Source organism: Aeromonas simiae (assembly GCF_014892695.1).
GTDB classification, from domain to species: domain Bacteria; phylum Pseudomonadota; class Gammaproteobacteria; order Enterobacterales; family Aeromonadaceae; genus Aeromonas; species Aeromonas simiae.
Genome location: NZ_CP040449.1, coordinates 3456685 through 3483588 on the forward strand (window position 1 = coordinate 3456685; position 26904 = coordinate 3483588).

Below are 26904 nucleotides of genomic sequence, written 5' to 3' on the forward strand. Positions count from 1 at the left end.
CCCCGTTTTGAACAAGCTAAAACTGATTTTTGCCGGTACCCCCGACTTCGCCGCCCGTCATCTGGCGGCGTTGTTGTCTTCCGGCCACGAGGTGGTGGCCGTCTATACCCAGCCCGATAAGCCGGCCGGGCGCGGCCAGAAGCTGACCGCCAGTCCGGTCAAGGAGTTGGCACTGGCGCATCATCTGCCGGTCTACCAGCCCGCGACCCTGCGCAGTGAAGAGGCGCAGGCCGAGCTGGCGGCGCTGGGCGCCGATCTGATGGTGGTGGTAGCCTACGGCCTGATCCTGCCCAAGGTGGTGCTCGATACCCCGCGCCTTGGCTGCATCAATGTGCACGGCTCCTTGCTGCCACGTTGGCGCGGCGCCGCCCCGATCCAGCGTTCCATCTGGGCGGGCGATGCCGAGACCGGCGTCACCATCATGCAGATGGACGTGGGCCTCGACACCGGCGCCATGCTGAGCAAGGCCGCCTGCCCGATCGCCGCCGACGAGACCTCGGCCAGCCTCTACGACAAGCTGGCCGAGCTGGGCCCGCAAGCGCTGGTCGAGACCCTCCGCCAGCTTGCCGCCGGTGAAATCCAGCCCGAGCCGCAGGACGACGCCCTCGCCAACTACGCCGAGAAACTCTCCAAGGAGGAGGCGCGCATCGACTGGACCCTGGACGCGGCCGCCATCGAGCGCTGCACCCGCGCCTTCAACCCCTGGCCCATCAGCTGGTTCGATGTGGCCGGTCAGACCGTCAAGGTGTGGTCAGCCCAAGTGCTGGAGAGCGAGCACGGTCAGGCACCGGGCACCCTGCTCAAGGCCGACCGGGAGGGGATCGACATCGCCACCGGCCGTGGCGTGCTACGCCTGCTGACCCTGCAACCCCCGGGTAAGAAGCCGATGGCGGTGCAGGATCTGCTCAACTCCCGCCGCGACTGGTTCACCATCGGAACCACACTGTCCTGATTGCGGCGGGGCCAAGCCCCGCCGGTTTCGTTTCCGAGCGCTCAATCTAAGGTAACCCTATGAAAACACGTGCTCAGGCCGCTCTGGTCATGCAACAGGTTCTGGATCACGGCAACTCGCTTTCCGCCGTGCTGCCTGCCGCCCAGGAGAAGGTTGCCCCGCGCGATCGCGCCCTGCTGCAGGAGCTCTGCTACGGCACCCTGCGCTGGCTGCCCCGTCTCGACGCCGCCGTCGGCGAGATGATGGACAAGCCGCTCAAAAATAAGAGCCGCATCTTCCACTACCTGCTGCTGGTGGGACTCTACCAGCTCATCTACACCCGCATTCCGCCCCATGCCGCCGTGGCCGAGACGGTCAACGCCACCAAGCTACTCAAGGGGCAGGCCCTGCGTGGCCTGATCAACGGCGTGCTGCGCAACTTCCAGCGCAGCGCTGAGGTGATCCTGATGCGCATCGACCGCATCCCGAGCGTGCGCCTCGGCCACCCCGAGTGGCTGGCCAAACGGCTGCGCCACGCCTATCCCGAGGAGTGGGAGGCGATCATGGATGCCAACAACCAGCGCCCGCCCATGTGGATCCGCAACAACGCCAGCCGTCAGAGCCGCGAGGCCATGCTGGCGCGCATGGCCGAGGCCGGCATCGAAGCCAGTGCCGGCGCCCAAGGGGAAGACGGCATTTTGCTCGAACGCCCCTGCGACGTGACCAAGCTCCCCGGCTTCGAGGAAGGTGACTGCTCGGTGCAAGATGGCGCCGCCCAGCAAGCGGCAGCGCTGCTCGATCCGCAGCCGGGCGAGTGGGTGCTCGACGCCTGCGCCGCCCCCGGCGGCAAGACCGCCCACCTGCTGGAGCGCCAGCCGGCGCTGGCTGGCGTGGTGGCGGTCGATGCCGATGCCGAGCGCCTCAAGCGCGTGCAGCAGAACCTCGATCGCATCGGCCTCAAGGCCCAGCTCATCCACGGGGACGCCAGTGCGCCGGAGCAGTGGTGGCAAGGCCCGGCCTTCGATCGCATCCTGCTCGACGCCCCCTGCTCGGCCACCGGCGTGATCCGCCGTCACCCGGACATCAAGTGGCTGCGCCGGGATCAGGATATCCGCGAGCTGGCCCAGTTACAGCGCCAGATCCTGGTCGCCCTCTGGTCGAAACTCAAAAGCGGCGGTACCCTGCTCTACGCTACCTGCTCGGTGTTGCCGGAGGAGAACCGCGATCAGATCCGCGCCTTCCTCGCCGCCACACCGGATGCCGAGCTGGTGCCGCTGCACGCCGGGGATACCCCGGAGCAGCCAGGTCGCCAGTATCTGCCGGGTGAGCAGAACATGGACGGTTTCTACTACGCCAAGCTGAGAAAGCAGTGAGCGCACGATGAAGATCATCATTCTGGGGGCAGGCCAGGTTGGCGGCACCCTGGCCGAGAATCTGGCCGGTGAGAACAACGACATCACCCTGGTCGATACCGACAGCGAGCGCCTGCGCGAGCTGCAAGACAAGTTCGACCTGCGGGTAGTCAATGGCCACGGCGCCCACCCCAGGGTGCTGCGCGAGGCGGGGGCCCAGGATGCCGACATGCTGGTGGCGGTCACCAACAGTGACGAGACCAATATGATCGCCTGTCAGGTGGCCTACTCCCTGTTCAACACCCCGAACAAGGTGGCGCGCATCCGCTCCCCGGCCTACCTGACCGAGCGGGATCGCCTGTTCCTGCCCGAATCGGTGCCGGTCGATCACCTGATCGCCCCCGAACAACTGGTGACCGACTACGTGCGCCGCCTGATCGAATACCCGGGGGCACTGCAAGTCGTGGACTTCGCCGGTGGCCGGGTGGGTCTGGTGGCGGTCAAGGCCTATTACGGTGGGCCGCTGGTGGGCAACGCCCTCTCCACCCTGCGCGAGCACATGCCCAACATCGAGACCCGGGTCGCCGCCATCTTCCGCCAGGGGCGCCCGATCCGCCCTCAGGGCACCACCATCATCGAGGCCGATGACGAGGTGTTCTTCGTAGCGGCTGCCGGCCACATCCGGGCCGTGATGTCGGAGCTGCAACGCCTCGAGAGCCCCTACCGGCGCATCATGATCGTCGGCGGCGGCAACATCGGCGCCGGGCTGGCTCGCCAGCTCGAGAAGCGCTACAGCGTCAAGCTCATCGAGCGCAGCCCCAAGCGGGCCGAGCAGCTCTCCGAACTGCTCGAACACACCATCGTCTTCTGCGGTGATGCCGCCGATCAGGAGCTGTTGGCCGAGGAGCACATCGATCAGACCGACGTCTTCATCGCCGTCACCAACGAGGACGAGGCCAACATCATGTCGGCCCTGCTCGCCAAGAAGATGGGGGCCAAGAAGACCATGGTGCTGATCCAGCGCGGCGCCTATGTGGATCTGGTGCAAGGGGGCTCCATCGACATCGCCATCTCGCCCCAGCAGGCCACCATCTCGGCCCTGCTGACCCATGTGCGCCGAGCCGACATCGCTAACGTCTACAGCCTGCGCCGTGGCGCTGCCGAGGCGATCGAGGCGATCGCCCACGGCGACGAGAACACCTCCAAGGTGGTCGGCCGCACGGTCGGTGAGCTCAAGCTGCCGCCCGGCACCACCATCGGTGCCGTGGTGCGGGGGGAGGAGGTATTGATCGCCCACGATCGCACCGTGATCCAGCAGGATGACCATGTGGTGATGTTCCTGGTCGATAAGAAATACATCCCCGAAGTGGAGCGGCTGTTCCAGCCCAGCCCCTTCTTCCTGTAACGCGAATATGACCCACCTAACACAGGCCCGGCCCCATCCCCTCACAGGATTGGCCGGGCTTTTTTGTTAATCAACGACCAGGCGCTCATCCATGATCAAGCTGCGTCCCATCCTCTTCACCCTGGGTCTGGTGCTCTCCAAGCTGGCCCTTTTTATGTGGTTGCCCACCCTGCTGGCACTGCTCACCGGCACCGAGGGCTTCGTCGAATTCCTCAAGTCGGTGCTGATCACCCATGCGGCCGCCTTCCTCTGCCTGCACTACGGTCGTCAGGCCCACTTCCGGCTCGGGGTGCGCGAAATGTTCCTGCTCACCACCTCGGTGTGGGCGGTGGTGTGTATCTTCGGCGCCCTGCCCTTTGTCTTTATCAACCACATCGGCTTCACCGACGCCTACTTCGAGACCATGTCCGGCGTGACCACCACCGGCTCGACCGTACTCTCCGGCCTCGACCGCATGGCCCACAGCATCCTTTTGTGGCGCTCCATCCTGCAATGGCTCGGTGGGGTCGGCTTTATCGTGATGGCGGTGGCGGTGCTGCCCTACCTCAACGTGGGTGGGATGAAGCTGTTCCAGACCGAGAGTTCGGACTGGTCGGATAAAAGTGCGCCGCGCGCCAAGACGGTGGCCAATAACATAGTGCTGGTCTATCTGGTGCTCTCCATGCTCTGTTTTCTCGCCTACTGGGCTAGCGGCATGAACACCTTTGAGGCGGTCAACCACGCCATGACCACCCTCAGCACCGGGGGCTACTCCACCTCGGATCAGTCCATGTCCCACTTCTCCCATGCAGCGCACTGGATAGGCACCCTGTTCATGTTCCTCGGGGGGCTCCCCTTCCTGCTCTACGTGCAGAGCTTGGCGCGGCGCGACCACGGCCTTATCAACGACGCCCAGGTGCGTGGCTTCTTCTGGCTGGTGGTGTGGACCACCATCATCATGACCCTCTACCTGTGGCAACGCGAGGTGTTCGGCTTCTGGGATGCCCTGCGCATCAGCTGCTTCAACATCGTCTCGGTGCTCACCACCACCGGCTATGGCCTCGGTGACTTCGGCACCTGGGGGCCCCTCACCAGCCTGCTCTTTCTCGTGCTGCTGGCCATCGGCGCCTGCTCGGGCTCGACCGCTGGGGGCCTGAAAATCTTCCGCATCCAGCTCTCGTTTGCGCTCTTTCGCAAACAGATGCTGCAACTGATGCACCCCTCCGGGGTCTTCCCCCAGAAGTACAATGGCCGGCCAGTCAACGAGGGGATCGTGCGCTCCATGGTGGCCTTCGTGCTGGCCTATTTCGCCGTCATCTTGGTCATCGCCGCCCTGCTGACCACCATCGGCCTCGATCCGCTCACCGCCATCTCAGGCTCCATCACCGCCGTGGCCAACGTGGGCCCTGGCATGGGGCCGGTCATAGGCCCAAGCACCAACTTCGCTACCCTGCCCGACTCGGCCAAGTGGCTGCTCTCGTTTGGCATGATGCTGGGTCGCCTCGAAATTCTGACCGTGGCAGTGCTCTTCTTCCCCTCCTTCTGGCGCCAGTAACCGCCTCCGGCATACAAGAAGGGCAGCCCTGCGGCTGCCCTTCTCACTCCGGCTCATTGGCGGCGAGACGCGCTGGCGGCTCGGCATCGCCCTGTTCCAGCGCCTGCTCGCGCAGGGCCTCGGGCAGTGGCTTGGGCACCTCGACCCCCAGCTCGCGCAGTCGCTCGGCCTGCACCAGCAGGTTGCCGCGCCCGGTGGCGAGGCGCCCCATCGCCTTGTCGTAACTCTCGCTGGCCCGTTGCAGGCTGCCACCTAGGCTCTGCATCTCCTCGACAAACAGACGCAGTTTCTCGTAAAGACGCCCTGCCCGCTCGGCGATGAGGCGGGCATTTTGGTTTTGCCGATCCACCCGCCACAGATTTTCGATGGTGCGCAGCGCCACCATCAGGTTGGTCGGGCTCACCAGCAGGATATTGTGCTCGAGGCCATAGCGCACCAAGCCGGGCTCAGCCTCCATCGCCACCAGGAAGGCTGGCTCCACCGCCACGAACATCAGCACGTAGTCGAGGGTGCGCACCCCAGGCAATTGCTGGTAATCCTTGCGCCCCAGCTCGCGGATGTGGTTGCGCACCGATGCGACGTGCTCCTTGAGCGCCACCGCCTTTTCCAGCTCATCATCGCTGTTGTACCAGCGCTCATAGGCGGTCAGGGAGACCTTGGCATCGATGATGATCTCCTTGCCCTGAGGCAGGTGCACGATGACATCGGGCTGGTAGCGCTGCCCCTTCTCGCTGGTGATGCTGACCTGAGTCTCGTACTCGTGTCCCTCGCGCAACCCGCACTCACCGAGGATGCGGGCCAGCACCACTTCACCCCAGTTACCCTGCTGCTTGCTGTCCCCCTTGAGGGCGCGGGTCAGGGCCGCCGCCTCTTCGGTCATGCGGGCATTGAGCTCGGCCAGACGCTCCAGCTCGAAGCGCAAGCTGTGGCGTTGCTCGGTCTCCTGGGCGTGGGTCTCCCCCACCTGGCGACGAAAGCTCTCGATCTGCTCACGCAGCGGGGTGAGCACCCGATCCAGACTGTGTTGGTTGAGATCGCGAAACTGAGTCGAGTTCTGCTCGACAATGCGGTGTGAGAGGTTCTCGAACTGCTCGACCAGGCGCGCCTCCGCCTGCTGCTGCAATTGCAACTTCTCGGCTGCCGCTTGGCGCTCGGCACGCAGCATGGTCTCGAGTTCCTTGTGGCGGGCAGTGAGCTTGATGATGAGCTGCTGGCGCTCCTCCTGACGCTCTTGCAGGTGGGCACGCTCGTCGTTGAGTTCATCCTGGCGCAGCAACAGCGCCTCGATGCGTCCCTGCGCCTGAGCCAGTTCATCGGCCAGCCGGCGAGTATCACGGCGCCCGGCCAGCCAGCCGGCGATGGCGCACAGCAACAGGCCGGCGGCAAGCAGCGCCCAGAGCGGCGCCGTCACCGGCGACCTCGTCGTCTCAGCAGTTGTTCCAGATAGCGGTTGGCCAGCAACCAGATGATCGAATAGGCCAGATAGGCGCCGATGATCACCCATTTATGGCTGTTCACCCCGCTGTCGATGGCCTCGAAAGAGACATCGGCCAACCGGCCGTAGGTGAAAATGATGAGGGGAAACATGTAGAGCAACGAGGCTCGCCAGAGAAATAGCAGCATAGGAGTATCGGTCGCGATGATGAACCCGCCTAGCTTACACAAGGGGGGAGCGGCTGGCGACAGCGTTCCGAATGGTGCTGGAGTGGTAACCAAGGAGATCGTAAAATTAACCCCTAATGGGTAAAGAGAAGAGCTATGGTCAACTTCCTACATCAATGGCTGCGCCGTCTCCTGCCGCCCACGGCGACGCCAACCAGCTGTCAGGAGCCGCGCCCCCCTTGGGCCGTCGACGAGCTCCAGTTCCTCTCGCTGTGCACCCGCTGCGGTGCCTGTGCCACTGCCTGCCCTCGGGTATTGCTGCGGCCGGCACAACACCCCAAATACCGGGATAGCCCGATCCTCGGCACCCCCACCCTCGATCTCACCTTTGGTAGCTGCAACTACTGCGGCCAGTGTGTGCGCACCTGTCCGACCGGGGCGCTGGATCTGGCCCTTGGCCGCCAGGTTCAGACCCGGGTGCGGGTCGCCAAACAGTGCCAGGCCAGCCAGGGCTTCTACTGCCTGCTGTGCGAGGATGCCTGCCCGCGTTTTGCCATCAAGGTGACGGGGGGAGGAGTCCAGCTCAATCAGGAAGCGTGCAACGGCTGCGGCCTCTGCGGCGTTGCCTGCCTGCACGATGCCATCTCCTTTAGCCGGCGCCCCTGAAAAAACGAAGGGGCCTACAGGCCCCTCTCATTCCATGTTTCGGCTTACTCCGCCGTGCTCATGATGAGCAGTTCATCCGGCTCAAACCCGAGCAGGTTACACAGGCGAGCCGGGTCACGCACCGCATCCGCCAAGGTATATTCACCCAGCACGTCGAGGAAGGCATTCATCGCCTTGCGCAAGATCCCCTGAATGCGGCAACCGCCAGCCAGACGGCAGTCATCGGTCTTGCAGTAGGCCGGCGCCAGATTGTTTTCCATGTCCACCACCACGTCACGCAGGTTGATGGACACCGCAGCCCGTCCGAGGCGAATGCCACCATGCTTACCACGCACCGTCTCGATGTATCCCTTCAAACCAAGCTGGTGCACGATCTTGACCACATGGTTGCGCGAGATGCCAAAGGTATCGGCCACCTCAGTGATGGTTGACAGGCGATCGTCCGGCTGGATCGCGAGGAAGGTCAGGGTGCGCAGGGAATAATCGGTAAAACGGGTTAATTGCATGTCAGATGGCCTCAGTGATCCAAGGGGCGGGCTCCGGAAAGTAGTTTCTAGGGCAAGAGTATGGGGTCTGACTGCGGGTGTCGATGAAGATGGAAATAAATCGACACTTTCTTTGATTTTTCGCAACTATGCCGGTCAATGGGACGAATAGGACGAATTTAGCCACTTTTTCAGCGCTAATGGTGGAATTGAACTCTCCGACGCCACCGCGAATGCCCCCCAGTCGACACCGCATGCCAACGCCTGCTCCATCGCCATGCCGGAGGCCAGGCCATGGATGAGACCGCCAGCAAACGCATCGCCCGCCCCAGTGGTATCGACCACCGAAACGGGCCGGGCCGGCACCCGGACCCGCTCTTCGCCATGGATCGCCACCGCTCCCTGCGCCCCCTCGGTCAGCACCAGCCATTGCAGGCTCTCACCGGCCAGATCACGGGCATGTGCCCAGGGATCGTCATGGCTGGCGACATCACTGCACGAGGCCACCAGCACGTGGCAGGGACGGCGCAGTTGCCCCCCCTTGGGGTACTGGGCCACCACGAAGGTGCGCTCCAACATCTGTTGCAGGTAGGGGATCACCGCCGTACCGGGATAGTTGACGTAGAGGCAGTCGATCCCCTCCTGCGGCAAGCCGGACGGCAGATCGGGGCGGCGCGGCCGGCGCAGTATGGTGCGTTCACCACTGGCATCGACCAGCACCAGTAGCTCACCGGTCTCCCCACCGAAGCGCTCCACATGACGACAGTCGAGGCCAAACGCCGCGGCCTGCTCCAGCAGCCAGTCGCCGGTCTCATCGAGACCAACCCGCGAGGCAAGCAGCACCTGATGGCCTGCCCACACCAGCCCCACCCCAGTGTTAGCCCCGCCGCCACCAAGGCGTCGCCCCTGATCCACATATTGCAGACGGGCCCCCGCCACCAGCGGCTCGGAGAGGGAGAGCACATGATCGCAATTGAGGTTGGCAAGCAACAGCAGGCGGGACATGGAGACCTCGCAAGAAAGGCGATAATGCGGTGTGGACGCCATCGCCCACACCAAGGGGATCAGTAGACGGGCAGATCCACATCCTTGAGCAGCTCGTCGATGCGCGCCTGGGTCGGCTGCTGCATCACGTTCTGGATCACCTCCTTGGTAAGGTGAGGTGAGAAGGAGCTGATGAAGTCATACATGTAATTTTGCAGCAGAATGCTCTTGCTAAAGCAGAGCTGAGCCGGGCAAGGCTTGAACAGGTGTTCGAGGTTGATCGAGACCAGATCCGAACCGTCGCGATCGTTGGCGACCAGCGAAGAGATGATGCCGATGCCAAACCCCAGCTCGACATAGCGCTTGATAACCCCGGCATCCATCACCGTCATGTAGTAGTTGGGGGTGAGGCCGGCTGCCTCGAAGGCATCATCCTGTGCCTGGCGCCCGGTCGCCCCGCTCTCATAGCTGAGGATGGGGAATTGGCACAATTGCTCCAGGGTCGGTTTTTTCACCTTGGCCAGCGGGTGATCCTGCGGAACGATCAGCGAAAGGGTCCACAGGTAGGCCGGCAGCACGATGAGATCTTTATCAAAACCGATGTCGTGGGCGACGATGGAAAAATCCGAATATCCCTTGCTGATCTGATCCTTGTTCGACGACATCACGGGATGCAGGTGGAACGAGATCTTGGGGTACTTCTTGGTGAAGTAGGTGACCGATTTCGGCAACAGGTGGCGCGCTATGGTGTGGGTGGTGTGGATGTTGAGCGTGCCCACAGTGGGATCGAGGTATTCGCGGGAGATAGCCTTGATCTTGCTCTCGATGTTGAGCATGGCCTCGGCGCACTTGATGATCTCCTCCCCCACCGGGGTGATGCGGTGCAGGTGCTTGCCGCGCCGCTCGAAGATACGCACTCCCAGCTCACTCTCGAGCAACCCAATCTGCTTGCTCACGCCGGGCTGGCTGGTGTAGAGGGCGTCAGAGGCCGCAGAAACATTGAGATTGTGATCCCTGATCGCGACCAGATATTTCAGCTGCTGTAGTTTCAAGACGCCTCCCTCACTGGCTGATTCGACTCGGGGGCTCTCCTATGAACGGGCCGCCCCACGGGGCGGCCAGTGTAGCATCGGGGCCATTCACTCGCCGCTTTATCCTTTATTTTCCTACAAAATCTAGCATTTACGGCGACGCGATGACAAACCGCTCACGCCACAGCGGCCTGATTGACTGGCAGCAACCCGAGAAACTGCAACAACCAACGCAGCACCAGTGCCGAGTCAACCCCCGACTCCAGCGTGGCCAGACAGGCCTGATAGCGGGCCTCGCCGAGGCTGTCGCGGCGCTTCTCGATGAGGGCGCGATCGTACTCCACCGAAAACTCAGGATGCCCCTGGATCGCCACCACGTGTTCACCGCTCTGGAACATGAAGTTGGGACAAAAATCGTTGCCAGCCAGCCGCTGCGCGCCCGGTGGCAGTGTCTCGACCTGATCCTGATGGCTGGCCAGAATGCGGATCTGCTCGCTCCCCGGCACCATCCATGATTGGGATGCCAACACAGGGTTGGTGGCAACCCCAAGCCCCCACCCCTTGGCCGACTTGTTCACGGCACCGCCAAGCGCTTGGGCGATGGCCTGGTGGCCGAAACAGACGCCGGCGAGCGGCACCCGCGCCGCATCAGCCCGCACGATCCATTCGCGCAGAGCCACCACCCAGGGCAGATCGCTGTAGGCATCGTGGCGCGAGCCGGTGATAAGCCAGGCATCGCACTCGGCCAGATCCGCCGGCAGCTCCCCCTCGCAGGCAGCCCAGACGCGAAACGTCAGCGCCGGCTGTAGCGCCCTGAAACCGCTGATAAACATCTCCGAATAGACGCGGCCAAACCGTTCGGTAAAGTCCGCGTCAAGGTGGTCGCAATCGAGGATCCCCAATTTCATCCAGCACACTCCTTGTGGCTCAGTGACGACGTCATGGTGGGCAAGGTGAACGCGATGACAGCCCCTACGGCCAGCCGTCACCGCCTTCCCCCTAGTGTAAAAACGTACCCTGTCCGGCCCGTGCCTGTGAAGTGGCCAGAGCAGAAATCATTGCTGGCCACATCAAACGCTCCGTCAATTCAGCGCTGGGCCTGCAAGGCCTCTTGCAACAGATTGAACAACTGATCGATCTGCTCGCGCTCGATGATGAGGGGCGGCGAGAGGGCGATGATGTCACCGGTGACCCGGATCAGCGCCCCCCGCTCAAAGCAGCGCACGAACACCTCGTAGGCGCGCCGCCCCGGCGCCCCGGCCATGGGCTCAAGCTCAACTCCCGCCACCAGGCCGTAGTTACGCACATCCTTCACATGCTTGCAGCCCTTGAGGGAATGGGCCGCCGCCTCCCAATAGCCCGCCATGTCGCGCGCCCGGGTCAGCAACTGCTCCTGACGGTATATCTCTAGGGTCGCCAGCCCCGCGGCGGCTGCCACTGGGTGCCCCGAGTAGGTGTAACCGTGGAACAGCTCGATGCCCCCCTTGCCTGCCGCCATCATGTCGTCATAGAGCGGGCCCTGCACCAGCACCGCCCCCATGGGAATGGCCCCGTTGGTGAGCCCCTTGGCACAGGTGATCATGTCTGGCAGCACCTCGAACTCTTGGGCGGCGAACGGCGCACCGAGGCGGCCAAAGCCGGTGATCACCTCGTCGAAGATGAGCAGAATGCCGTGCTGAGTGCAGATCTCGCGCAGCCGCTTGAGGTAGCCCTTGGGCGGTAGGATGACGCCGGTACTGCCGGCGATGGGCTCGACGATGACGGCGGCGATGTTGCTGGCATCATGCAAAAACACCAGCTTCTCCAGCTCGTCGGCCAGGGCCGGACACGCCTCCGGCAGGCCACGGGTGAAGGCGTTGCGGGGAATATCGAGGGTGTGCGGCAGGTGGTCGACGCCGGGCAGCAGGGAGCCAAACCACTTGCGGTTGCCCGGTATGCCACCGACTGAGATACCGCCGAACCCGACGCCGTGGTAGCCGCGCTCGCGGCCGATGAGGCGGGTGCGGGTTCCCTCGCCGCGCGCCCGCTGCCAGGCGAGGGCAATCTTGAGGGCGGTATCGACCGACTCGGAACCCGAGTTGGTATAGAAGACGTGCTTAAAGCCGGGCGGGGCGGTCTCCACCAGCCGGTCGGCCAGCTCGAAGGGGAGCGGATGCCCCATCTGGAACGTCGGAGCAAAGTCGAGGTGGCTTATCTGGGCCGCCACCGCCTCGGCGATCTCGCGCCGACCGTGGCCGGCGTTGCAGCACCAGAGGCCGGCGGTGCCGTCGAGTATCGTGCGGCCATCCTCTGAGCGATAATGCATCCCCGCCGCCGAAGTCAGGATGCGCGGCGCCGCCTTGAACTGCTGGTTGGCGGTGAACGGCATCCAGAAGGCGGACAGATCGGCGGGGGTGGGGATCTCGTTGACAGGCTTCATGGGCACCTCATCCTAAGGTGTTTAGCTATCCATAGCTTTCGGCTATTAAATTAAACAGCTTGCTCCCGAAGAAGGGGACATCTCGTCCCCTTCCGATTGGTACCACCCTGCGAGTGGTATAAGATAATTAACACATTTCCAATAATAGTAAACACACAAGCAACCGACGGAGTCTCTATCGATGGATATCGGGAATCGCCTCAAGGCCGTGCGCACCAAGGCCGCCCTTTCCCAGCGGGAGCTGGCCAAACGCTCGGGGGTGACCAACGGCTTCATCTCGCAGATCGAGAAGAACCAGGTCAGCCCCTCGGTCTCCTCCCTGCGCAAGGTGCTTGAGGGCATCCCCATGAGTCTGGCGAGCTTCTTCACCGAGGAGACCGAGATGGGCGCTGAGGTGGTGTTTCGCGCCGCCGACATGCCGGATCTCGGCAGCCACCCCATCAGCTACCGGCTGGTCGGCCACAGCCGGGCCAACCGCGCCATCGGCATGCTCAAGGAGGTGCTGCCACCGGGGGCCGATACCGGCGACGACATGCTGAGCCACGACGGAGAAGAGTGTGGCATCGTCATTACCGGCTGCGCCGAGGTGACGGTCGGCGAGCAGGTCTATCTGCTGCAACCGGGTGACGGCTACTACTTTGACAGCCGCACCCCGCACCGCTTTCGCAATCCGGGTCAGGACGAGTGCGTGCTGATCTCGGCCAACACCCCCGCCACCTTCTGATCTGTTTAAGAAAATGTTACAGGTGCCGATTTACTTCCCACGGCTTGTTTAGGATAGTGATGCAGTCACCGACCTAGGGTTCAAGGAGCGAACATGAGCATGGCTGAGTGGGAGGCTCGCGCTGGCGAGCTGGAACTGGAGTGGCGCGCCTTCATTGACGGCCGCTTCGTGGCGGCGCAAAGCGGCGCCACCTTCGATTGCATCAACCCGGCCAATGGCCAACTGCTGACCAAGGTGGCCGCCTGTGACGCCGCCGACGCCGAGCTGGCGGTCGAGGCGGCGCGGTGGGCCTTCACCGATCGCCGCTGGGCCGGCATGGCCCCCAAGTACCGCAAGCAGTTGCTGCTGCGCTTCGCCGCCCTACTGCGCGAACATCAAGAGGAGCTGGCCCTGCTCGAGACCATCGACATGGGCAAGCCGATCGGCGACGCAATGAACTACGACGCCCCCGCCGCCGCCAACTGCATCGCCTGGAATGCCGAGGCGATCGACAAGTTCTATGACCAGGTGGCCCCGGTCGAGGAGGACGCCTTGGCGCTGGTCACCCGCGAGCCAATCGGCGTGGTAGCGGCCATAGTGCCGTGGAATTTCCCGCTGGTGATGGCCTGCTGGAAGCTGGGGCCGGCGCTCGCCACCGGCAACTCGGTGATCCTCAAGCCTTCGGAGAAATCCCCCCTGAGCGCCCTCAAGCTGGCGGCGCTGGCCAAGCAGGCCGGCATCCCGGACGGGGTATTCAACGTGCTGCCCGGCTTTGGTCACACGGTGGGCGAGGCGCTGGCCATGCACATGGATGTCGACTGCATCACCTTCACCGGCTCGACCCGGGTCGGCAAGCACCTGCTCGAGTGCGCGGGTAAGTCCAACCTCAAGCGCACCTTCATGGAGTGCGGCGGCAAGAGCCCCAACATCATACTGAGCGACGCGCCAGATCTTGATCTTGCAGCACGCGTCGCCGCCTCAGCCATCTTCTATAACCAGGGTGAGGTGTGTACCGCCGCCTCCCGGCTGCTGGTGCAAAACAACATCAAGTCGGCCTTCGTCGACCGGGTGCTCGAATACGCCTACGACTGGGTCTGTGACAACCCCATCGACCCGGCCACCCGCCTCGGGGCCATGGTTGATGCGGCGCAGATGAAGCAGGTACTGAACTACATCGAGATAGGCAAGCAGGAGGGGGCCACCCTGCTGCTGGGCGGCGAGCAGGTGCTGCGCGAAAGTGGCGGCTATTACATCGCCCCCACCATCTTCGATGACGTGCACCCGAACATGCGCATCTACCGGGAAGAGATCTTCGGCCCCGTGCTCTCCATCACCGGTTTCGATACCCTAGAAGAGGCGATCAACCTAGCCAACGACAGCTGCTACGGCCTTGCCGCCGCAGTCTGGACCGCCGATCTGACCCGGGCGGTAAAGGCCTCGCGCGCCCTGCGGGCCGGCACCGTGTTCGTCAACAACTGGGACGGCGGCGACATGACCATGCCGTTTGGCGGCTACAAGCAGTCGGGCAATGGCCGTGACAAGTCGATCCACGCGCTGGAGAAATATACCGAGCTCAAAAGCACCTGGATCCAGCTCACTTAGTGCCAGAAATACCGCTTCTCACGGCAAAAAGGGGGATGATCCCCCTTTTTGTTTTTTGGCCCTTTCACTCGCGGCCCTTGCCGATATAATCGACCTTGTAACAAACCCTTAAATTTAATAAAGAAAATGCTGTTTTTTCTGGGAAGTGTACTGTTTCTTGTGATCGGGCTGCCCCTGCTTTTCTTCGTCCTTGGGCACGGAGAGGCCTATGTCACCTGGGGCCCCTGGATCTCGGCCGTCGCCCTGATGCTGTGGCTACTCAAGGACGTGACCAACATCCGTCGCGGGGGCTAGTCGACCGCGTTCAACCGAGTGGCAATCTGCTCTTGCAAGGCCCGGCTCTTCGGCATCAACATCATCTTCATGCTGAAGGGGCGGAACACCTGATTGATCATCTTGAGCGAAGGGGCCGCCCTGTTGCGCTCAATATCCGACAGGGTTCGCCGGCTGATCCCGACCAGCTTGGCGTACCCCTCCTGATCCATGCCGAGCACCTCTTTGCGCAACTTGCGCAGCAGCTCCCCCTCATGGATCTCACCGCGTTGCAACTTGACCAGCAGGTCACACAGCAGTGACTCACGCGCCTCCATCGATAGGCTTTTCATTGCATGCCCTCCCACTGCTCGATCCATGAAACCAGCCTTTCATCGAGGGTGTTGAAGTTGAACGTCGGCATCTCGAGGATGGAGAGAGGCACGCCCCGCTGGGCAAGGCGTGCTTTCAGGCCCACTAGCTGACGCGCTAGGCTGGCCAGCTCGGCAAGCAAACGAGCCGGAGCCACCCAATCCGATAGCTGCCCGGCGATAGCAACCCAGTCAAACTGCCCCCCTTCCTCAAGCCCGAGCCCCCACTGGGTGGTACGACGAATCCCCTCCGGGTCTGCCTTCATGGGGGCGAAATCATAGACCGGAGCCAGCCATATCCCCTGATCACTCTTGATGAGCGCAGTGTTGCGGCCATGGTTGTCTGAGTTACCGAAGACCACGTTGAGCAGGTCGCGCTTAACCCATTCGATCACAAACGCAGCGCTGTCGAAGGGCTCGCTCCTTAGCCCGGCCTCTTCCTCCAACATGGGCACCAAGGTCGCAAGCACCTGAAGGTGATTGAGATCCATGCCGGGAGCGGCCTCCATCACGCTGTAGATCGACTCAACACCGAAACGGATCAGCCGGCCATCCTTCACCCCCACGTCGAAGCGGGGCAGCCAGAGCGAGGGATACCTTGTCCCCTCTTCAAGTCGCATACGACCCACCGGGATCGTATCGATTCCAAGGGCATCAAGCTCTTGATAATAATGATATTCAGCCCTGAGAATATCCTGATCGATGGCGCTTCTTCGGTTACGGGGAAACTTGACGAGATAACTCTCATCCAAACAGGTCGGGTCATCTTGGAAGGTGTCGATCCAGACCTCTCGCTCCCCATTCTGCCGCAGCAGCAGCTTGGGTGCCTCACCCCCTGCCCCGGTGGCGCCCCCGCTGGCGGCGCCCATCTGCTGGGCATACTCCAGAAAATCTGTGTCGCGCTCCAATACCATCGCCAGTGGAAAACGGCGCTGGGCAATCCGGCTCTGTTCCGGCATCTGTGTCCTGACCCGCTCCACCGCCTCCTTGATGCGCAAGTTGCCTATCGGCGCTATGGTTCCCTGCGCCAGCAGCGCCAGCTCCTGCGCCACTTCGCCCAGATGTCCGATATTCAGCTGCCGCACCCAGTAACGACGAGCACTGCCTGAGGGGATGATGTCATCGAGAAAGCGGAACCAGCGGCCATCATGGGGGATCATCAGCTCCACCGGGTAACGCAGGGCGCAGGCATGCCAGCCGCTTGTCTTATCCAGATGCGCAATGGCGTAATCCGCCTCATAGGAGAGGCGAGCGGCACGACCGGCCCCTTCGTCCAGACTCAGCAAGGCGGCATCACACCACCCCTCCTCACCGTAGATCTGGATTGTCAGTTCCATGGCCTCTCCCAAGATGAGCATTATTTTGCTCAAAAATAGCATCGGTACGCTTTTTTGAGAAATATTTTACTCAAAATGGCACCACCACCACCATGATGAGCAAAATAATGCACATTTTAATTGCCCCTTTGTTCCCACGTCATGACTCGTTACACTGCCTCTCTGTGATCCCCATCACCCAAGGCATTCCATGCAACAGACTGCGCAGCGCCAGGGCGTCATCTTCGCCCTGTCGGCCTACTTCATCTGGGGGCTGGCCCCCATCTACTTCAAACTGATAAGCCAGGTGCCCGCCGGCGAGATCCTGACCCACCGCGTGATCTGGTCCTGCGTGCTGCTGCTGGCCTTGGTGCTGCTCAAGCGCCAATGGCACAAGGTGCGCGAGGTGCTGCGCCAGCCGCGCCAACTGGCCCTGCTGACCCTGACCTCGACCCTGGTCGGGGGCAACTGGCTGCTCTTTATCTGGGCCATCAACAACGATCACATGCTCGATGCTAGCCTCGGCTACTACATCAACCCTCTGTTCAACGTGCTGCTGGGGCTGTTGTTCCTCGGGGAACGGCTGCGCCGCTTACAGTGGTGGGCGGTGACTCTGGCCGCCCTCGGCGTCGCCATCCAGTTGGTGGCGTTTGGTTCGCTGCCCTGGATTGCCCTCACCCTGGCCGCCACTTTCGCCTTCTATGGCCTCATCCGTAAGAAGCTGGGGCTCGATGCCCTCACCGGCCTGCTGCTCGAGACCCTGATCCTGCTGCCGCCCGCCGCCCTCTACCTGTGGGGGGTGGCCGACAGCCCGACCAGCCACCTCGGTGCCAACCCGGTCAGCCTCAACCTGCTGCTGATTGCCGCTGGCCTCATCACCACGGTGCCGCTGCTCTGCTTCACCGCCGCCGCCAATAGCCTCAAGCTCTCGACTCTGGGTTTCTTCCAGTACATAGGGCCAAGCCTGATGTTCCTGCTGGCGGTCGGCCTCTATGGCGAGCCGTTGCAGGCCGACAAGCTGGTCACCTTTGCCTGCATCTGGAGCGCCCTGGTGCTGTTCAGCCTCGATGGCCTACGCACCAGCCGCAAGAGCGCGCTGCCCACCCCCTGAAACGAAGGGCCCGACACGGGCCCTTTTGCATGGCGCAATTTTTTACAAGCCCCTGCCGCCGTTTTGCGCTAACAATGGCGACATGAACCCGCACCGCCCCATCCATTACTGGCACTCCCCCCTGCTTCCCGGGGTCGAGCTGTGCCGTGCCCACCACAGGGAGTTCAGCTACGGCCGCCATGTTCACCTCGACTACCACATCGGTCTGGTGCAGCGCGGCGGGCAGAAGTTCATCCACAAGGGGAACAGCCACGAGCTGGTGGCCGGGCGCCTCTCCATCGTCAATCCCGACGAGATGCACGACGGCCTGAGCCTGCTGCCGGAAGGGTACGAGGTGCGGGTCTTCTCGATCCCGCCAGAGCTTATTGCCCGCTGGCTACCGGGGCCGGAGCGCTTCTTCGCTACCCCGCTGCTGCACCGCCCCGATCTCTATCACGGCTTTGCCCGCCTGCACGCCTATCTGGAGCGGCCAGATGCCGATCCGCTGCACGCCGAGAGCACCCTGCTTGAGCTGCTGGGCAATCTGTTTGCCCTGCCCGTTCCCGGTCATGCGCTGGCCGATCCCCAGCTACGTTTTCTGCGCGAACAACTGCTCGCCAGTCTGGATCAGCGCCACACCCTGGACGCTCTGGCGGCCAAGGTCGGGCTCGAGCGCTTTGCCTTCCTGCGCCAGTTTAAAAAGCGCACCGGCATGACTCCCTATGCCTGGCTCAAGCGGCTGCGCCTAGAGCAGGCCAAGCGGCTGCTGGCCGGCGGCATGGCACTGAGCGAGGTAGCGCTGACGGTGGGCTTTTTCGATCAGAGCCACTTTCACCACGGCTTTTGCCAAGCCTTCGGCCTCACTCCGGCGCAGTTTCGTGAGCAGGTGCGCGGCCCGCGCCCGTAACGCCCTGCAATTGTTTACAAGCCGGCGCCCGCGCTCAGGGGGACACTGGGCCCTCCATTGAAGGAGGCCATCATGTACATCTCTTTGTTTCTCACCCTGGGTGCCATGCACCTAGTGGCGCTGGCCAGCCCCGGCCCCGACTTCGCCCTGATCCTGCGTAGCTGCCACCACAGGGCGCGCGCGCTCGGCGCCGCCATCGGCATCTCACTCGCCATCCTGCTGCACGCCACCTTCAGCCTGACCGGCATCAGCCTGCTGATCGCCGGCGCCCCCCTGCTGTTTACCCTGGTCAGAGTGGTCGGCGCCCTCTACCTCGGCTGGCTCGGCTATGGGGCGCTGCGGGCGGCACGCAGCCGGCAGTCGGGGTTTTCTGCACAGGAGGGGGCGCAGGGATCGCTGCTACTGGGGCTGCGCCAGGGGGTGGCGACCAACCTGCTCAACCCCAAGGCGCTGCTGTTTTTTGTCGGCCTGCTGGCCGCCATGGTGACCCCGGAGGTGGGCACTGGGGTGCGCCTGCTGCTGGCGCTCGAGCTGTTTGCCCTTTCGCTGGTCTGGTTTGGCCTGCTGGCATGGAGCCTTTCCACTGCGCGCGCCCAGCGCCTGCTCGCACGGGCGCAGCGCCCCCTCAACCTGGTGACCGGGCTGCTGTTTATGGTGGTGAGCGGGTCGATTTTGCTGGAGACAGCCCTGCCTCTGGCGGCCTGATGCTAATGGCGCAGGTAGACATACCCCTCGCCTGGGCTGCCCCAGCGCAGGGTACCGACGTCGTCATAGGCGCGATCGAGCAGCCGGATGTAGCGCGGGCCGACCCAGAGGTACTGCACCAATGTCGTGGCGCCGGCAAAGTCAGTGGCACACTCGCCCACCTGGTTGCGCCCCTCGTAATCCCCCGAGGGGAGGCGGCGCAGCAGCAGATCGCACCCCTGACGGTGCGAGAGCTGATCCGGGGTGAGTCCGTCCAGCAGCGCCGGTGTGCGCCACGCGCCGGCAAAGTCGATGGCGCGCGGCATGGTGAACTCGACCATGCGCACCACCCCGCCCCCCTCAGGGGTCAGGCGAAAGATACGCTGGCGAAATGGATGAGCCGGCTTGTGGCTCAGGTACTGCTCGAAATAGATCCAGCGGGTGGTGCGGCTGGTGCCGCGCCAGATCTCCCGGCTGCGCAGCTCGACCCGCTCGAAGCGGCGATCCTGCGCCGCCTGCTCGGCACTCGAAAACGCGCCGCTCAGCCACCCCGTCACGGGAGTCAGCTCCTCCGCCTGGCCCGGCAGGGCCAACCACAGCAATAACAACCACCCCCAGCGCACCCGAGTCTCCTTACTCTGTCTGGTGAACCGGCCCATTATAGGGAGCCCTCCCGCCCCTGTCTGTCTGGGGGATCACGCCATCGGCGCCGGCAACAAGCCAGAGCCCGCGAGACGGATCGAGAATAAAGCGGTGATGGTCGATGACGGCCCGCCAAGGGCAGGCGGGCCAGGAGAAAGCGGCAGGGCGCAGCCCTGCCGTGGGGCGCCCCTTAGTGCAGATCCAGCGCGCCCAGGTAGTCCCCCTTGCCAAGCTCGACACCGGCGCGGCGCAGCAGGGCGTAGGTCATGGTCAGGTGGAAATAGAAGTTGGGGATGCCGTACTCGTGCACGCAGGTGTGACCATCCATCCCCTTGCCACCGGCCCAGTGGGGCACGTAGCGCCCGCTCTGGTATTGGCTGAAGTCGGCCTCCAGCATCCCTTGCAGATAGGCGATGGTCTTGCCCACGTGGGCACGCAGCTCGGCCATGGTCTTGGGATCATCCCCCAGCACCGGCGGGGCGGTCAGGCTGGCGGTGGCCACCACGGCGCGAGCCGAGTCGCAGCAGATCAGCACCTGCTTGGCCAGGGGCAGCATGTCGACGATCAGCCGATCGCCGACGAAGTTGTCGACGTTGAAGTGCTTTGCTTCGGCGTGGGCCTCTGCCTTGGCGAGGCAGTGGTCGAGGTTGGTCAGCATCTTGATAAACTGGGCAGCAATTTCACGATTCATGGTGTGCTCTCGATAAATGAACGGCGGGGCCGTTCGGGCGAGACCCACTATAGCGCATCACCCCGCCAGATCCCCCCTGTATGCCGCACGTTCCGCCCACCTTTATCCGGCCCGCCATGCTCGATGTCGGGTGAGTCCTTTTTATGCCCTTTTTTGATCTGTAACAGGTATCGCGTTTTTTGAGGGGCGTAGTCTGATCGGGTTTCTCGACATACCACAGGAGAAAACCATGAAGATCTATGACCGCAACCGCAACGCACTGACTCTGGGCCAACGGGTGATGATCGCCGCCACCGGCGCCGTGGATGTGCTCAAAGAGGCCCACACCGACAACCTGACCCCCTATCAGGCTGAGCACGAAAAGTGCGTGCTGCTGACCCACTCCCAGGAGCGTTTCGCCCCCATCGAGTTGATTAGACTAGGCTGATACCCCGCGTACTCTGTCACCCTACTCTTTACAATTCACCCGGCCGCCGCGCCCCATTGGTGGCCGGGTTTCTGAATCCCAGCTTTTCCTATCCCCAAGATGTCGTCCGCCACCGGATGACACGAGTCACTTGCATAATGGAAGTAAGGGCCGTAAGGTTACTTCCATTATGCAAGTAACCTGATGACCCATATGCGCAAGAAGAGTCTGAGTGAACAGCAGTGCCCCATCGCCCGCAGCCTGGATCACGTCGGCGAATGGTGGAGTCTGCTGATTATCCGCGATGCCATGCATGGCCTGTCGCGCTTCGATGAATTTCAAAAGAGCCTTGGCATCTCCCCCAACATACTGACCCGACGCCTCACTGCTCTGGTCGAGGGGGGCCTGATGGAGAAACGGCTCTACTCCGAGCGCCCCCCTCGCTATCAATATGCACTCACCCCCCGCGGCCAGGATCTCAGCACAGTGCTGATCGCGCTGCTCACCTGGGGCAACAACCACCTGGCACCCGAGGGGGCCAGCATCCAGCTGAGGGATACCCAGACGGGCGAGCTGGTCGAGCCCATGCTGGTGGACAGGCACACGGGTCAGGAGATTTCACCCTCGCGCCATACCCTGGTGCCAGGACCGGCTGCCAGCGACGGCATGAAGCAGCGTCTGCACCATGCCAATGGTGTGATGAGCGGCGATAACCCTTGGAAACAGGAATCAGAGTCATGAATGCACATCGCATCGTTGTAACGGGAATGGGAGCGGTGACCCCGCTTGGATCTGGGGTGGAAACCGTGTGGCAGCGGCTGCTGGCGGGCCAGTCCGGCTTGCGCCGCCTGCCGGAGGCCTTCACCGAGGGGCTGGCGGCCAAGGTGGGTGCCATGGTTCCGACCTTGGCCGAGGATCCCGTGGCCGGGTTTGACCCCGATGCCGTGGTGTCGACCAAGGAGCAGAAGAAGATGGATCGCTTCATCCTGTTTGCCATTGCCGCGGCCAAGGAGGCCCTGTTGCAAGCCAACTGGACCCCCAAGACGACGGCGGAGCAGGAGCGCACCGCCACCATCATCGCCTCGGGCATCGGCGGCTTCCCCGCCATTGTCGATGCCGTGCGTACCACGGATGAACGGGGACCGCGCCGCCTATCCCCCTTCACCATCCCCTCCTTCCTGGTCAACATGGCGGCGGGCCATGTCTCCATCAACTTCGGCTTCAAGGGGCCGCTCGGGGCGCCGGTCACGGCCTGCGCCGCCGGGGTGCAGGCCATTGGCGACGCCGCCCGCCTCATTCGCTGCGGTGAGGCCGACATCGCCATCTGTGGCGGGGCCGAGGCCACCATAGACCGCGTCAGTCTGGGCGGGTTTGCCGCCGCTCGCGCCCTGTCATCCGCCTATGCCGATGATCCCAAAGCGGCCTCCCGCCCGTTCGATGTCGACCGCGATGGGTTTGTGATGGGAGAAGGGGCCGGGATCCTGGTGATTGAATCCCTGGAACACGCCCTGGCCCGGGGCGCCACCCCCATAGTGGAGCTGGTAGGCTATGGCACCAGTGCCGACGCCTATCACCTCACCGCCGGTCCCGAAGATGGCGACGGCGCACGCCGCGCCATGATGGCGGCCCTGGCTCAGGCCGGCATTCAGGGGGCGGATGTCCAGCACCTCAATGCCCATGCCACCTCGACTCCGGTGGGTGACAGGGGGGAGCTCGCCGCCATCAAACGTGTCTTTGGCGATAACAACCAGATAGCCGTGACCTCCACCAAGTCCGCCACCGGCCATCTGCTGGGGGCCGCCGGGGGCATAGAGGCGATCTTCACCGCCCTGGCCATTCGCGATCAGAGAGTGCCTGCCACCCGCAACCTGCAGCAACCCGACCCCCTCGCCGACGGCGTGGACATAGTGCGTGGCGCGGCCCGTGACATGGGGATCGAGCACGCCATCTCCAATGGGTTTGGCTTTGGCGGTGTGAATGCCAGCGTGCTGTTCAAGCGCTGGCAGGGGGCCTGATCTCGCCGGCGGCTGGGCAGCTTGCCGTTGACTGAAATTTATCTGGGACACCCACCATTACGAGCGCCGCGTAGCGAGCCCACTTAGCCACTGTCAGGCACAGTATTAACTCCCCCTCTGATTCGCCGAGATGAGGCCACTGCACCAGGTCGCGAGACAGGGATGTCGAGCGAGCGGCGGCGGGCCATGGAGGGCCCGTCGGCGCGTACCGTCGGTGCTGTGGCTGAGGTGAGGGAACGCGACGAAGGAGAGCGAATCAGCGGGGGGTGGCCTTTCTTTTGGTGACTTTTCTTTGGCCACGCAAAGAAAAGTCACTCGCCCCAGCCCGAAGGGCGGGCGAAACCCTGTCGAGGGCAACGCCCTCGCGTCCTGCACGGCGCCAGCCGTGCTTTTGCAAAGGACCGTCGAGTCAGCCGCAGAACACCAAAGAAAAAGGAGCCATCGGCTCCTTTTCACATCACTGGCGGGTGCGCTGCGCCTTACAGCGCCTCAAGCCGGGCATACGCCGCCACCAGCCACTTGGCGCCGGCGTCGTCGAAGTGGATCTGCACCCGGCTCTGGGGGCCGACCCCTTCGAAGTTGAGCACTGTGCCTTCGCCAAACTTGGGGTGCAACACCCGCTGGCCCAGGTTGAAGCCGCTCTGGGCGAAGCTCTGCTGCACCTCGTTCTGGCTAAAGCGCCCATATTGGGTCGGGCGGCTCACCTGGGTGCGCAGACGGATCTCCTCCAGGCACTCGGCGGGCATCTCGCGGATGAAGCGGCTCGGCTTGTGGAACATCTCGCGGCCATAGATGCGGCGGCTCTCGGCATAGCAGAGGTAGAGCTTCTCCATGGCGCGGGTCATGCCCACGTAACAGAGGCGGCGCTCCTCTTCGAGGCGCCCGGCCTCTTCGGTGGTCTGCTGGCTCGGGAACATGCCCTCTTCCACCCCCACCATGAAGACCAGCGGGAACTCGAGCCCCTTGGCGCTGTGCAGGGTCATCAGCTGCACCGCGTCGGCGTGCTCGTCGGCCTGGCCTTCGCCCGCCTCCAGCGCCGCATTGGCCAAGAAGGCCGAGAGATCGCTCATCTCGTCCGCCTCTTCGGGGCGGGTGAACTGGCGGCAGGCGGTCACCAGTTCCTCCAAGTTCTCCACCCGCGCTTGGGATTTTTCCCCTTTCTCAGCCAAGTACATGGCTTTGAGGCCCGAGTTCTGGATGGCGATGTCCGCCTGCTGGTGCAGGGGCAGCAGGCCCACCTGCTCTTCTAGGCCGTCGATGAGATCGACAAAACCGCGCACCGCGTTGCCAGCACGGCCCGAGAGCACCTTGCCTTCGAGCAGCTCGCGCGCCGCCTGCCACAGGTTGAGGCCGCGATCGCGGGCATGGCCGCGGATGATGTCGAGGGTGCGATCGCCGATGCCACGGGTCGGGGTGTTGACCACCCGCTCGAAGCTGGCGTCGTCGCCGCGATTGTTGATAAGGCGCAAGTAAGCCAGCGCGTCCTTGATCTCTTGGCGCTCGAAGAAGCGCAGGCCGCCGTAGATACGGTACGGCATGGCGTCCTGCATCAGCGCCTCTTCCAGCACCCGTGACTGGGCGTTGGAGCGATACAAGATCGCGCAGTCGGCCAGCATGCCCCCCTTGTCGCGCCACTCTTTCAGGCGCCCCACCACGAAGCGCGCCTCGTCCACCTCGTTGAAGGCGGCATAGAGCGAAATCGGCTCCCCCTCGGCCCCCTCGGTCCACAGCTCCTTGCCAAGGCGCTCGGCGTTGTTGGCGATGACGCAGTTGGCGGCCTTGAGGATGGTGGCGGTGGAGCGGTAGTTCTGCTCGAGGCGGATGGTCTCGGCCCCCGGATAGTCGGTGAGAAAGCGCTGGATGTTCTCGATTTTGGCGCCGCGCCAGCCATAGATGGACTGGTCATCGTCGCCCACTATCATCACCTTGCCGCTATCGCCGGCCAGCACCCGCAGCCAGGCGTACTGCACGCCGTTGGTGTCTTGGAACTCGTCCACCAGTATGTTCTGGAAGCGGTCGCGGTAGTGCTCGAGGATGTGCGGTTTGCTCAGCCACAGCTCGTGGGCGCGCAGCAGCAGCTCGGCAAAGTCCACCAAGCCGGCGCGATCGCAGGTCTCCTGGTAGGTCTGGTAGATCTTCTGGTAGGTGCGGGTGACCGGGTCGCCGTAGAGATCGATGTCGCCGGGGCGCAGCCCCTCGTCTTTCTTGCGATTGATGTAGCCCATCACCTCGCGCGGGGCCCAGTGCTTCTCGTCGAGGTTGAGCGCCTTGACCACCCGGCGAATGAGGCGGTACTGGTCGTCCGAGTCGAGGATCTGAAAATCCTGCGGCAGGCCGGCATCCAGGTGGTGGGCGCGCAGCAAGCGGTGGGCTATGCCGTGGAAGGTGCCGATCCACATGCCGCGCTGATCCCCCCCCAGCACCCGCTCGACCCGGCCGCGCATCTCGGCCGCCGCCTTGTTGGTGAAGGTCACGGCCAGGATGGAGAAAGGTGAACAGCGTTCCACCTGCATCAGCCAGGCGATCCGGTGCACCAGTACCCGGGTCTTGCCCGAGCCGGCCCCCGCCAATACCAGCAGGTTGCCGCGCGGTGCTGCCACCGCATCCCGTTGCTTGTCGTTAAGGCCATCGAGCAGGCTTGAAACGTCCATCACCACTCCTGTTTATTTATACAGGCGGCGATTATACGGAAGTGGCGGCCCGATGACCAACGCCGAGCGCGCCCCTCAGGCGCTGTGGCGGCGAAAGGTGACCAGCGCCAGCAGCAGCGACCCGGCGCCGATGGCAAGCAACAGCCCCAGTTGCGGCCAGGCACCGCCCCAGCCAAGCCCCTTGAGGAACACCCCCTTGAGCAGCACGATGAAGTGGCTGAGCGGGTCGAGCTGGGCCAGCCACTGGAACGGCAGCGGCATGTTCTCGATCGGCGCGACATAGCCCGAGAGGATCACCGCCGGCACCATGAAGCAGAACACCCCGAGAAACGCCTGCTGCTGGGTCGAGCAGAGCGACGAGATAAAGAGCCCGATGCCGGCCAGCGCCAGACCGTAGCAGACCATGCCGGCCAGCAGCAGGGTCAGGCTGCCAGCAAACGGCACCTGATAGACGAAGCGGGCCGCCAGCGCGACGATACAGCCCTGCCCCACCGCCACCAGAATGCCGGGCACCGCCTTGCCGGCCATGATCCAGCCGGGGGTGAGGGGCGAGACCAGCAGTTGGTCGAAGGTGCCCTCCTCCCGTTCGCGCGCCACCGAAAGGGCGGTGACGATGAGGCAGCCGATGGTGGTGATGATGGCCACCAAGGAGGGGAGCACGTGCCAGCGAAACTCGAGGTTGGGGTTGTAGAGGTGGCGCACGTTGAGCACCGGCAGGGGGTGGGCCTCTCCCTGCCAGGCCGCCACCACCTGATTGATGTAGCCCGCCGCCACCTGACCGCCGTTGGAGCGGCGCCCATCGACGATGAGCTGCAATTGCGCCCGTTCACCACGGGCCAGCCGGCGCGAGAAGTCCGCCGGAATGGTGATCCCGAGCAGCGCCTGCTGCGTCGTGATGGCCTCTTTCATTCCTGCCGCTCCCGCCACCGGTAGCACGCGGCTGAAGGCGGGCATGTGGGTCAGCCGCTGCACCAGCTCGCGGCTCTGTGCCCCGCCGTCCCGGTTGTCGATGGCCAGCGTGTTGCCGGTCACCTCCAAGGTGGCGGCAAACGGGAACAGGGCCACCTGCAACAGCACCGGCATGATGAGTAAAAAGCGCCCCTGCCGATTACCAAGCAGGATCGCCAGCTCTTTGTGTACCAGCCACCAGAGTCGGGTCAGCATG

The 26904-nt window shown here is 63.6% G+C and carries 27 protein-coding genes; 14 read left to right on the forward strand and 13 right to left on the reverse strand.

Annotated elements, in window-relative coordinates:
• The first annotated feature begins 7 nt into the window (after positions 1-7).
• The 4 genes from fmt to FE240_RS16455 all read left to right on the forward strand — a co-directional run bounded on the left by fmt (position 8) and on the right by FE240_RS16455 (position 5222).
• On the forward strand, positions 8-952 hold the full coding sequence (gene fmt, locus FE240_RS16440; protein WP_193002477.1) for a methionyl-tRNA formyltransferase: 945 nt from the start codon (positions 8-10) through the stop codon (positions 950-952).
• 59 nt (positions 953-1011) lie between these two features.
• Complete coding sequence (gene rsmB / locus FE240_RS16445; protein ID WP_193002479.1) at positions 1012-2304, forward strand: 16S rRNA (cytosine(967)-C(5))-methyltransferase RsmB; 1293 nt, start codon at positions 1012-1014, stop codon at positions 2302-2304.
• 7 nt (positions 2305-2311) lie between these two features.
• Entirely contained in the window at positions 2312-3688 is a 1377-nt protein-coding gene (gene trkA / locus FE240_RS16450; RefSeq protein WP_193002481.1) for a Trk system potassium transporter TrkA, read from the forward strand.
• 91 nt (positions 3689-3779) lie between these two features.
• Positions 3780-5222 carry a TrkH family potassium uptake protein gene (locus FE240_RS16455; RefSeq protein ID WP_193002483.1) on the forward strand — a complete coding sequence of 481 codons (1443 nt, stop codon included), beginning with the start codon at positions 3780-3782 and terminating at the stop codon, positions 5220-5222.
• Between the two features lie 43 nt (positions 5223-5265).
• On the opposite strand, the gene rmuC is transcribed toward FE240_RS16455, so the two are convergent.
• Together rmuC and FE240_RS16465 are read right to left on the reverse strand one after the other, a co-directional pair.
• Positions 5266-6633 (reverse strand): DNA recombination protein RmuC, encoded by a 1368-nt coding sequence (gene rmuC / locus FE240_RS16460; protein WP_193002485.1) that lies wholly within the window; start codon positions 6631-6633, stop codon positions 5266-5268.
• Positions 6630-6845, reverse strand: a complete 216-nt coding sequence (locus tag FE240_RS16465) for a hypothetical protein (RefSeq protein ID WP_042045894.1) — start codon at positions 6843-6845, stop codon at positions 6630-6632. Before FE240_RS16465 ends, rmuC begins: the two co-directional genes overlap by 4 nt.
• Before the next feature lie 135 nt (positions 6846-6980).
• Here FE240_RS16465 and FE240_RS16470 point away from each other — a divergent pair, with 135 nt between their 5' ends.
• Positions 6981-7490 carry a 4Fe-4S binding protein gene (locus FE240_RS16470; protein WP_193002487.1) on the forward strand — a complete coding sequence of 170 codons (510 nt, stop codon included), beginning with the start codon at positions 6981-6983 and terminating at the stop codon, positions 7488-7490.
• Between the two features lie 44 nt (positions 7491-7534).
• On the opposite strand, the gene FE240_RS16475 is transcribed toward FE240_RS16470, so the two are convergent.
• The 5 genes from FE240_RS16475 to FE240_RS16495 form a co-directional block, all read right to left on the reverse strand.
• On the reverse strand, positions 7535-7996 hold the full coding sequence (locus FE240_RS16475; protein WP_193002489.1) for an Rrf2 family transcriptional regulator: 462 nt from the start codon (positions 7994-7996) through the stop codon (positions 7535-7537).
• Positions 7997-8131: 135 nt separating this feature from the next.
• Complete coding sequence (locus FE240_RS16480; RefSeq protein WP_193002491.1) at positions 8132-8980, reverse strand: PfkB family carbohydrate kinase; 849 nt, start codon at positions 8978-8980, stop codon at positions 8132-8134.
• Positions 8981-9039: 59 nt separating this feature from the next.
• A complete protein-coding gene (locus FE240_RS16485; protein ID WP_193002493.1) occupies positions 9040-10011 on the reverse strand; it encodes a LysR substrate-binding domain-containing protein in 972 nt (323 codons plus the stop codon).
• 155 nt (positions 10012-10166) lie between these two features.
• A complete protein-coding gene (locus FE240_RS16490) occupies positions 10167-10898 on the reverse strand; it encodes a glutamine amidotransferase-related protein (protein ID WP_193002495.1) in 732 nt (243 codons plus the stop codon).
• A 179-nt stretch (positions 10899-11077) separates the two neighbouring features.
• Positions 11078-12409: an aspartate aminotransferase family protein gene (locus tag FE240_RS16495; RefSeq protein ID WP_193002497.1), complete on the reverse strand. Its 1332-nt coding sequence runs from the start codon at positions 12407-12409 to the stop codon at positions 11078-11080.
• A gap of 181 nt (positions 12410-12590) precedes the next feature.
• Here FE240_RS16495 and FE240_RS16500 point away from each other — a divergent pair, with 181 nt between their 5' ends.
• The 3 genes from FE240_RS16500 (at position 12591) to FE240_RS19020 (ending at position 15008) form a co-directional block, all read left to right on the forward strand.
• Positions 12591-13133, forward strand: coding sequence for a cupin domain-containing protein (locus FE240_RS16500; RefSeq protein WP_193002499.1), 543 nt, complete (start codon positions 12591-12593; stop codon positions 13131-13133).
• 93 nt (positions 13134-13226) lie between these two features.
• Entirely contained in the window at positions 13227-14714 is a 1488-nt protein-coding gene (locus tag FE240_RS16505) for an aldehyde dehydrogenase (protein WP_193002501.1), read from the forward strand.
• 159 nt (positions 14715-14873) lie between these two features.
• Positions 14874-15008 carry a hypothetical protein gene (locus tag FE240_RS19020; RefSeq protein WP_264293145.1) on the forward strand — a complete coding sequence of 45 codons (135 nt, stop codon included), beginning with the start codon at positions 14874-14876 and terminating at the stop codon, positions 15006-15008.
• Here the strand turns inward: FE240_RS19020 and FE240_RS16510 are convergent.
• Both FE240_RS16510 and FE240_RS16515 read right to left on the reverse strand, forming a co-directional pair.
• The gene (locus FE240_RS16510) at positions 15005-15319 is read right to left on the reverse strand and encodes a helix-turn-helix transcriptional regulator (protein WP_193002503.1); all 315 of its coding nucleotides are present in this window, start codon (positions 15317-15319) and stop codon (positions 15005-15007) included. The two genes, FE240_RS19020 and FE240_RS16510, sit on opposite strands and share 4 nt — an antisense overlap.
• Positions 15316-16674, reverse strand: coding sequence for a type II toxin-antitoxin system HipA family toxin (locus FE240_RS16515; protein WP_193002505.1), 1359 nt, complete (start codon positions 16672-16674; stop codon positions 15316-15318). The genes FE240_RS16510 and FE240_RS16515 overlap by 4 nt, the downstream gene beginning before the upstream one ends.
• A 190-nt stretch (positions 16675-16864) precedes the next feature.
• Between FE240_RS16515 and rarD the strand changes: the two genes are divergently transcribed.
• The 3 genes from rarD to FE240_RS16530 all read left to right on the forward strand — a co-directional run bounded on the left by rarD (position 16865) and on the right by FE240_RS16530 (position 19355).
• Positions 16865-17764 (forward strand): EamA family transporter RarD, encoded by a 900-nt coding sequence (gene rarD / locus FE240_RS16520; RefSeq protein ID WP_193002507.1) that lies wholly within the window; start codon positions 16865-16867, stop codon positions 17762-17764.
• Positions 17765-17846: 82 nt separating this feature from the next.
• Positions 17847-18650: an AraC family transcriptional regulator gene (locus FE240_RS16525; protein ID WP_193002509.1), complete on the forward strand. Its 804-nt coding sequence runs from the start codon at positions 17847-17849 to the stop codon at positions 18648-18650.
• A gap of 72 nt (positions 18651-18722) precedes the next feature.
• A complete protein-coding gene (locus FE240_RS16530) occupies positions 18723-19355 on the forward strand; it encodes a LysE family translocator (protein WP_193002511.1) in 633 nt (210 codons plus the stop codon).
• Between the two features lie 2 nt (positions 19356-19357).
• Here FE240_RS16530 and FE240_RS16535 read toward each other — a convergent pair whose 3' ends face one another.
• Complete coding sequence (locus tag FE240_RS16535) at positions 19358-19993, reverse strand: chromophore lyase CpcT/CpeT (RefSeq protein WP_193002513.1); 636 nt, start codon at positions 19991-19993, stop codon at positions 19358-19360.
• Between the two features lie 173 nt (positions 19994-20166).
• Positions 20167-20667, reverse strand: a complete 501-nt coding sequence (locus tag FE240_RS16540) for a DUF1993 domain-containing protein (protein ID WP_042045870.1) — start codon at positions 20665-20667, stop codon at positions 20167-20169.
• A gap of 229 nt (positions 20668-20896) precedes the next feature.
• Here FE240_RS16540 and ydfZ point away from each other — a divergent pair, with 229 nt between their 5' ends.
• The 3 genes from ydfZ (at position 20897) to fabF (ending at position 23088) form a co-directional block, all read left to right on the forward strand.
• Positions 20897-21094 carry a putative selenium delivery protein YdfZ gene (gene ydfZ, locus FE240_RS16545; protein ID WP_042045869.1) on the forward strand — a complete coding sequence of 66 codons (198 nt, stop codon included), beginning with the start codon at positions 20897-20899 and terminating at the stop codon, positions 21092-21094.
• A 183-nt stretch (positions 21095-21277) separates the two neighbouring features.
• Positions 21278-21814 carry a winged helix-turn-helix transcriptional regulator gene (locus FE240_RS16550; RefSeq protein WP_226798877.1) on the forward strand — a complete coding sequence of 179 codons (537 nt, stop codon included), beginning with the start codon at positions 21278-21280 and terminating at the stop codon, positions 21812-21814.
• Positions 21811-23088, forward strand: coding sequence for a beta-ketoacyl-ACP synthase II (gene fabF / locus FE240_RS16555; protein WP_193002515.1), 1278 nt, complete (start codon positions 21811-21813; stop codon positions 23086-23088). Before FE240_RS16550 ends, fabF begins: the two co-directional genes overlap by 4 nt.
• Before the next feature lie 479 nt (positions 23089-23567).
• On the opposite strand, the gene uvrD is transcribed toward fabF, so the two are convergent.
• Both uvrD and FE240_RS16565 read right to left on the reverse strand, forming a co-directional pair.
• Entirely contained in the window at positions 23568-25739 is a 2172-nt protein-coding gene (uvrD, locus tag FE240_RS16560; protein WP_193002517.1) for a DNA helicase II, read from the reverse strand.
• Positions 25740-25814: 75 nt separating this feature from the next.
• Positions 25815-26903 (reverse strand): ABC transporter permease, encoded by a 1089-nt coding sequence (locus tag FE240_RS16565; protein WP_042048070.1) that lies wholly within the window; start codon positions 26901-26903, stop codon positions 25815-25817.
• Position 26904 lies beyond the last annotated feature (1 nt).

What these genes read in the sequence shown, in the direction of transcription:
- ydfZ (WP_042045869.1), top strand. Translation starts at nt 20,897, where the DNA reads ATGAAGATCTATGACCGCAACCGCAACGCACTGACTCTGGGCCAACGG.
- FE240_RS16495 (WP_193002497.1), bottom strand. Translation starts at nt 12,409, where the DNA reads ATGAAGCCTGTCAACGAGATCCCCACCCCCGCCGATCTGTCCGCCTTC.
- FE240_RS16475 (WP_193002489.1), bottom strand. Translation starts at nt 7,996, where the DNA reads ATGCAATTAACCCGTTTTACCGATTATTCCCTGCGCACCCTGACCTTC.
- trkA (WP_193002481.1), top strand. Translation starts at nt 2,312, where the DNA reads ATGAAGATCATCATTCTGGGGGCAGGCCAGGTTGGCGGCACCCTGGCC.
- FE240_RS16535 (WP_193002513.1), bottom strand. Translation starts at nt 19,993, where the DNA reads ATGGGCCGGTTCACCAGACAGAGTAAGGAGACTCGGGTGCGCTGGGGG.
- FE240_RS16515 (WP_193002505.1), bottom strand. Translation starts at nt 16,674, where the DNA reads ATGGAACTGACAATCCAGATCTACGGTGAGGAGGGGTGGTGTGATGCC.
- FE240_RS16470 (WP_193002487.1), top strand. Translation starts at nt 6,981, where the DNA reads ATGGTCAACTTCCTACATCAATGGCTGCGCCGTCTCCTGCCGCCCACG.
- FE240_RS16540 (WP_042045870.1), bottom strand. Translation starts at nt 20,667, where the DNA reads ATGAATCGTGAAATTGCTGCCCAGTTTATCAAGATGCTGACCAACCTC.
- FE240_RS16490 (WP_193002495.1), bottom strand. Translation starts at nt 10,898, where the DNA reads ATGAAATTGGGGATCCTCGATTGCGACCACCTTGACGCGGACTTTACC.
- fabF (WP_193002515.1), top strand. Translation starts at nt 21,811, where the DNA reads ATGAATGCACATCGCATCGTTGTAACGGGAATGGGAGCGGTGACCCCG.
- FE240_RS16565 (WP_042048070.1), bottom strand. Translation starts at nt 26,903, where the DNA reads ATGCTGACCCGACTCTGGTGGCTGGTACACAAAGAGCTGGCGATCCTG.
- FE240_RS16455 (WP_193002483.1), top strand. Translation starts at nt 3,780, where the DNA reads ATGATCAAGCTGCGTCCCATCCTCTTCACCCTGGGTCTGGTGCTCTCC.
- rarD (WP_193002507.1), top strand. Translation starts at nt 16,865, where the DNA reads ATGCAACAGACTGCGCAGCGCCAGGGCGTCATCTTCGCCCTGTCGGCC.
- FE240_RS16480 (WP_193002491.1), bottom strand. Translation starts at nt 8,980, where the DNA reads ATGTCCCGCCTGCTGTTGCTTGCCAACCTCAATTGCGATCATGTGCTC.
- FE240_RS16465 (WP_042045894.1), bottom strand. Translation starts at nt 6,845, where the DNA reads ATGCTGCTATTTCTCTGGCGAGCCTCGTTGCTCTACATGTTTCCCCTC.
- FE240_RS16505 (WP_193002501.1), top strand. Translation starts at nt 13,227, where the DNA reads ATGAGCATGGCTGAGTGGGAGGCTCGCGCTGGCGAGCTGGAACTGGAG.
- FE240_RS16525 (WP_193002509.1), top strand. Translation starts at nt 17,847, where the DNA reads ATGAACCCGCACCGCCCCATCCATTACTGGCACTCCCCCCTGCTTCCC.
- uvrD (WP_193002517.1), bottom strand. Translation starts at nt 25,739, where the DNA reads ATGGACGTTTCAAGCCTGCTCGATGGCCTTAACGACAAGCAACGGGAT.
- rsmB (WP_193002479.1), top strand. Translation starts at nt 1,012, where the DNA reads ATGAAAACACGTGCTCAGGCCGCTCTGGTCATGCAACAGGTTCTGGAT.
- FE240_RS16530 (WP_193002511.1), top strand. Translation starts at nt 18,723, where the DNA reads ATGTACATCTCTTTGTTTCTCACCCTGGGTGCCATGCACCTAGTGGCG.
- FE240_RS16550 (WP_226798877.1), top strand. Translation starts at nt 21,278, where the DNA reads ATGACCCATATGCGCAAGAAGAGTCTGAGTGAACAGCAGTGCCCCATC.
- FE240_RS16510 (WP_193002503.1), bottom strand. Translation starts at nt 15,319, where the DNA reads ATGAAAAGCCTATCGATGGAGGCGCGTGAGTCACTGCTGTGTGACCTG.
- FE240_RS16500 (WP_193002499.1), top strand. Translation starts at nt 12,591, where the DNA reads ATGGATATCGGGAATCGCCTCAAGGCCGTGCGCACCAAGGCCGCCCTT.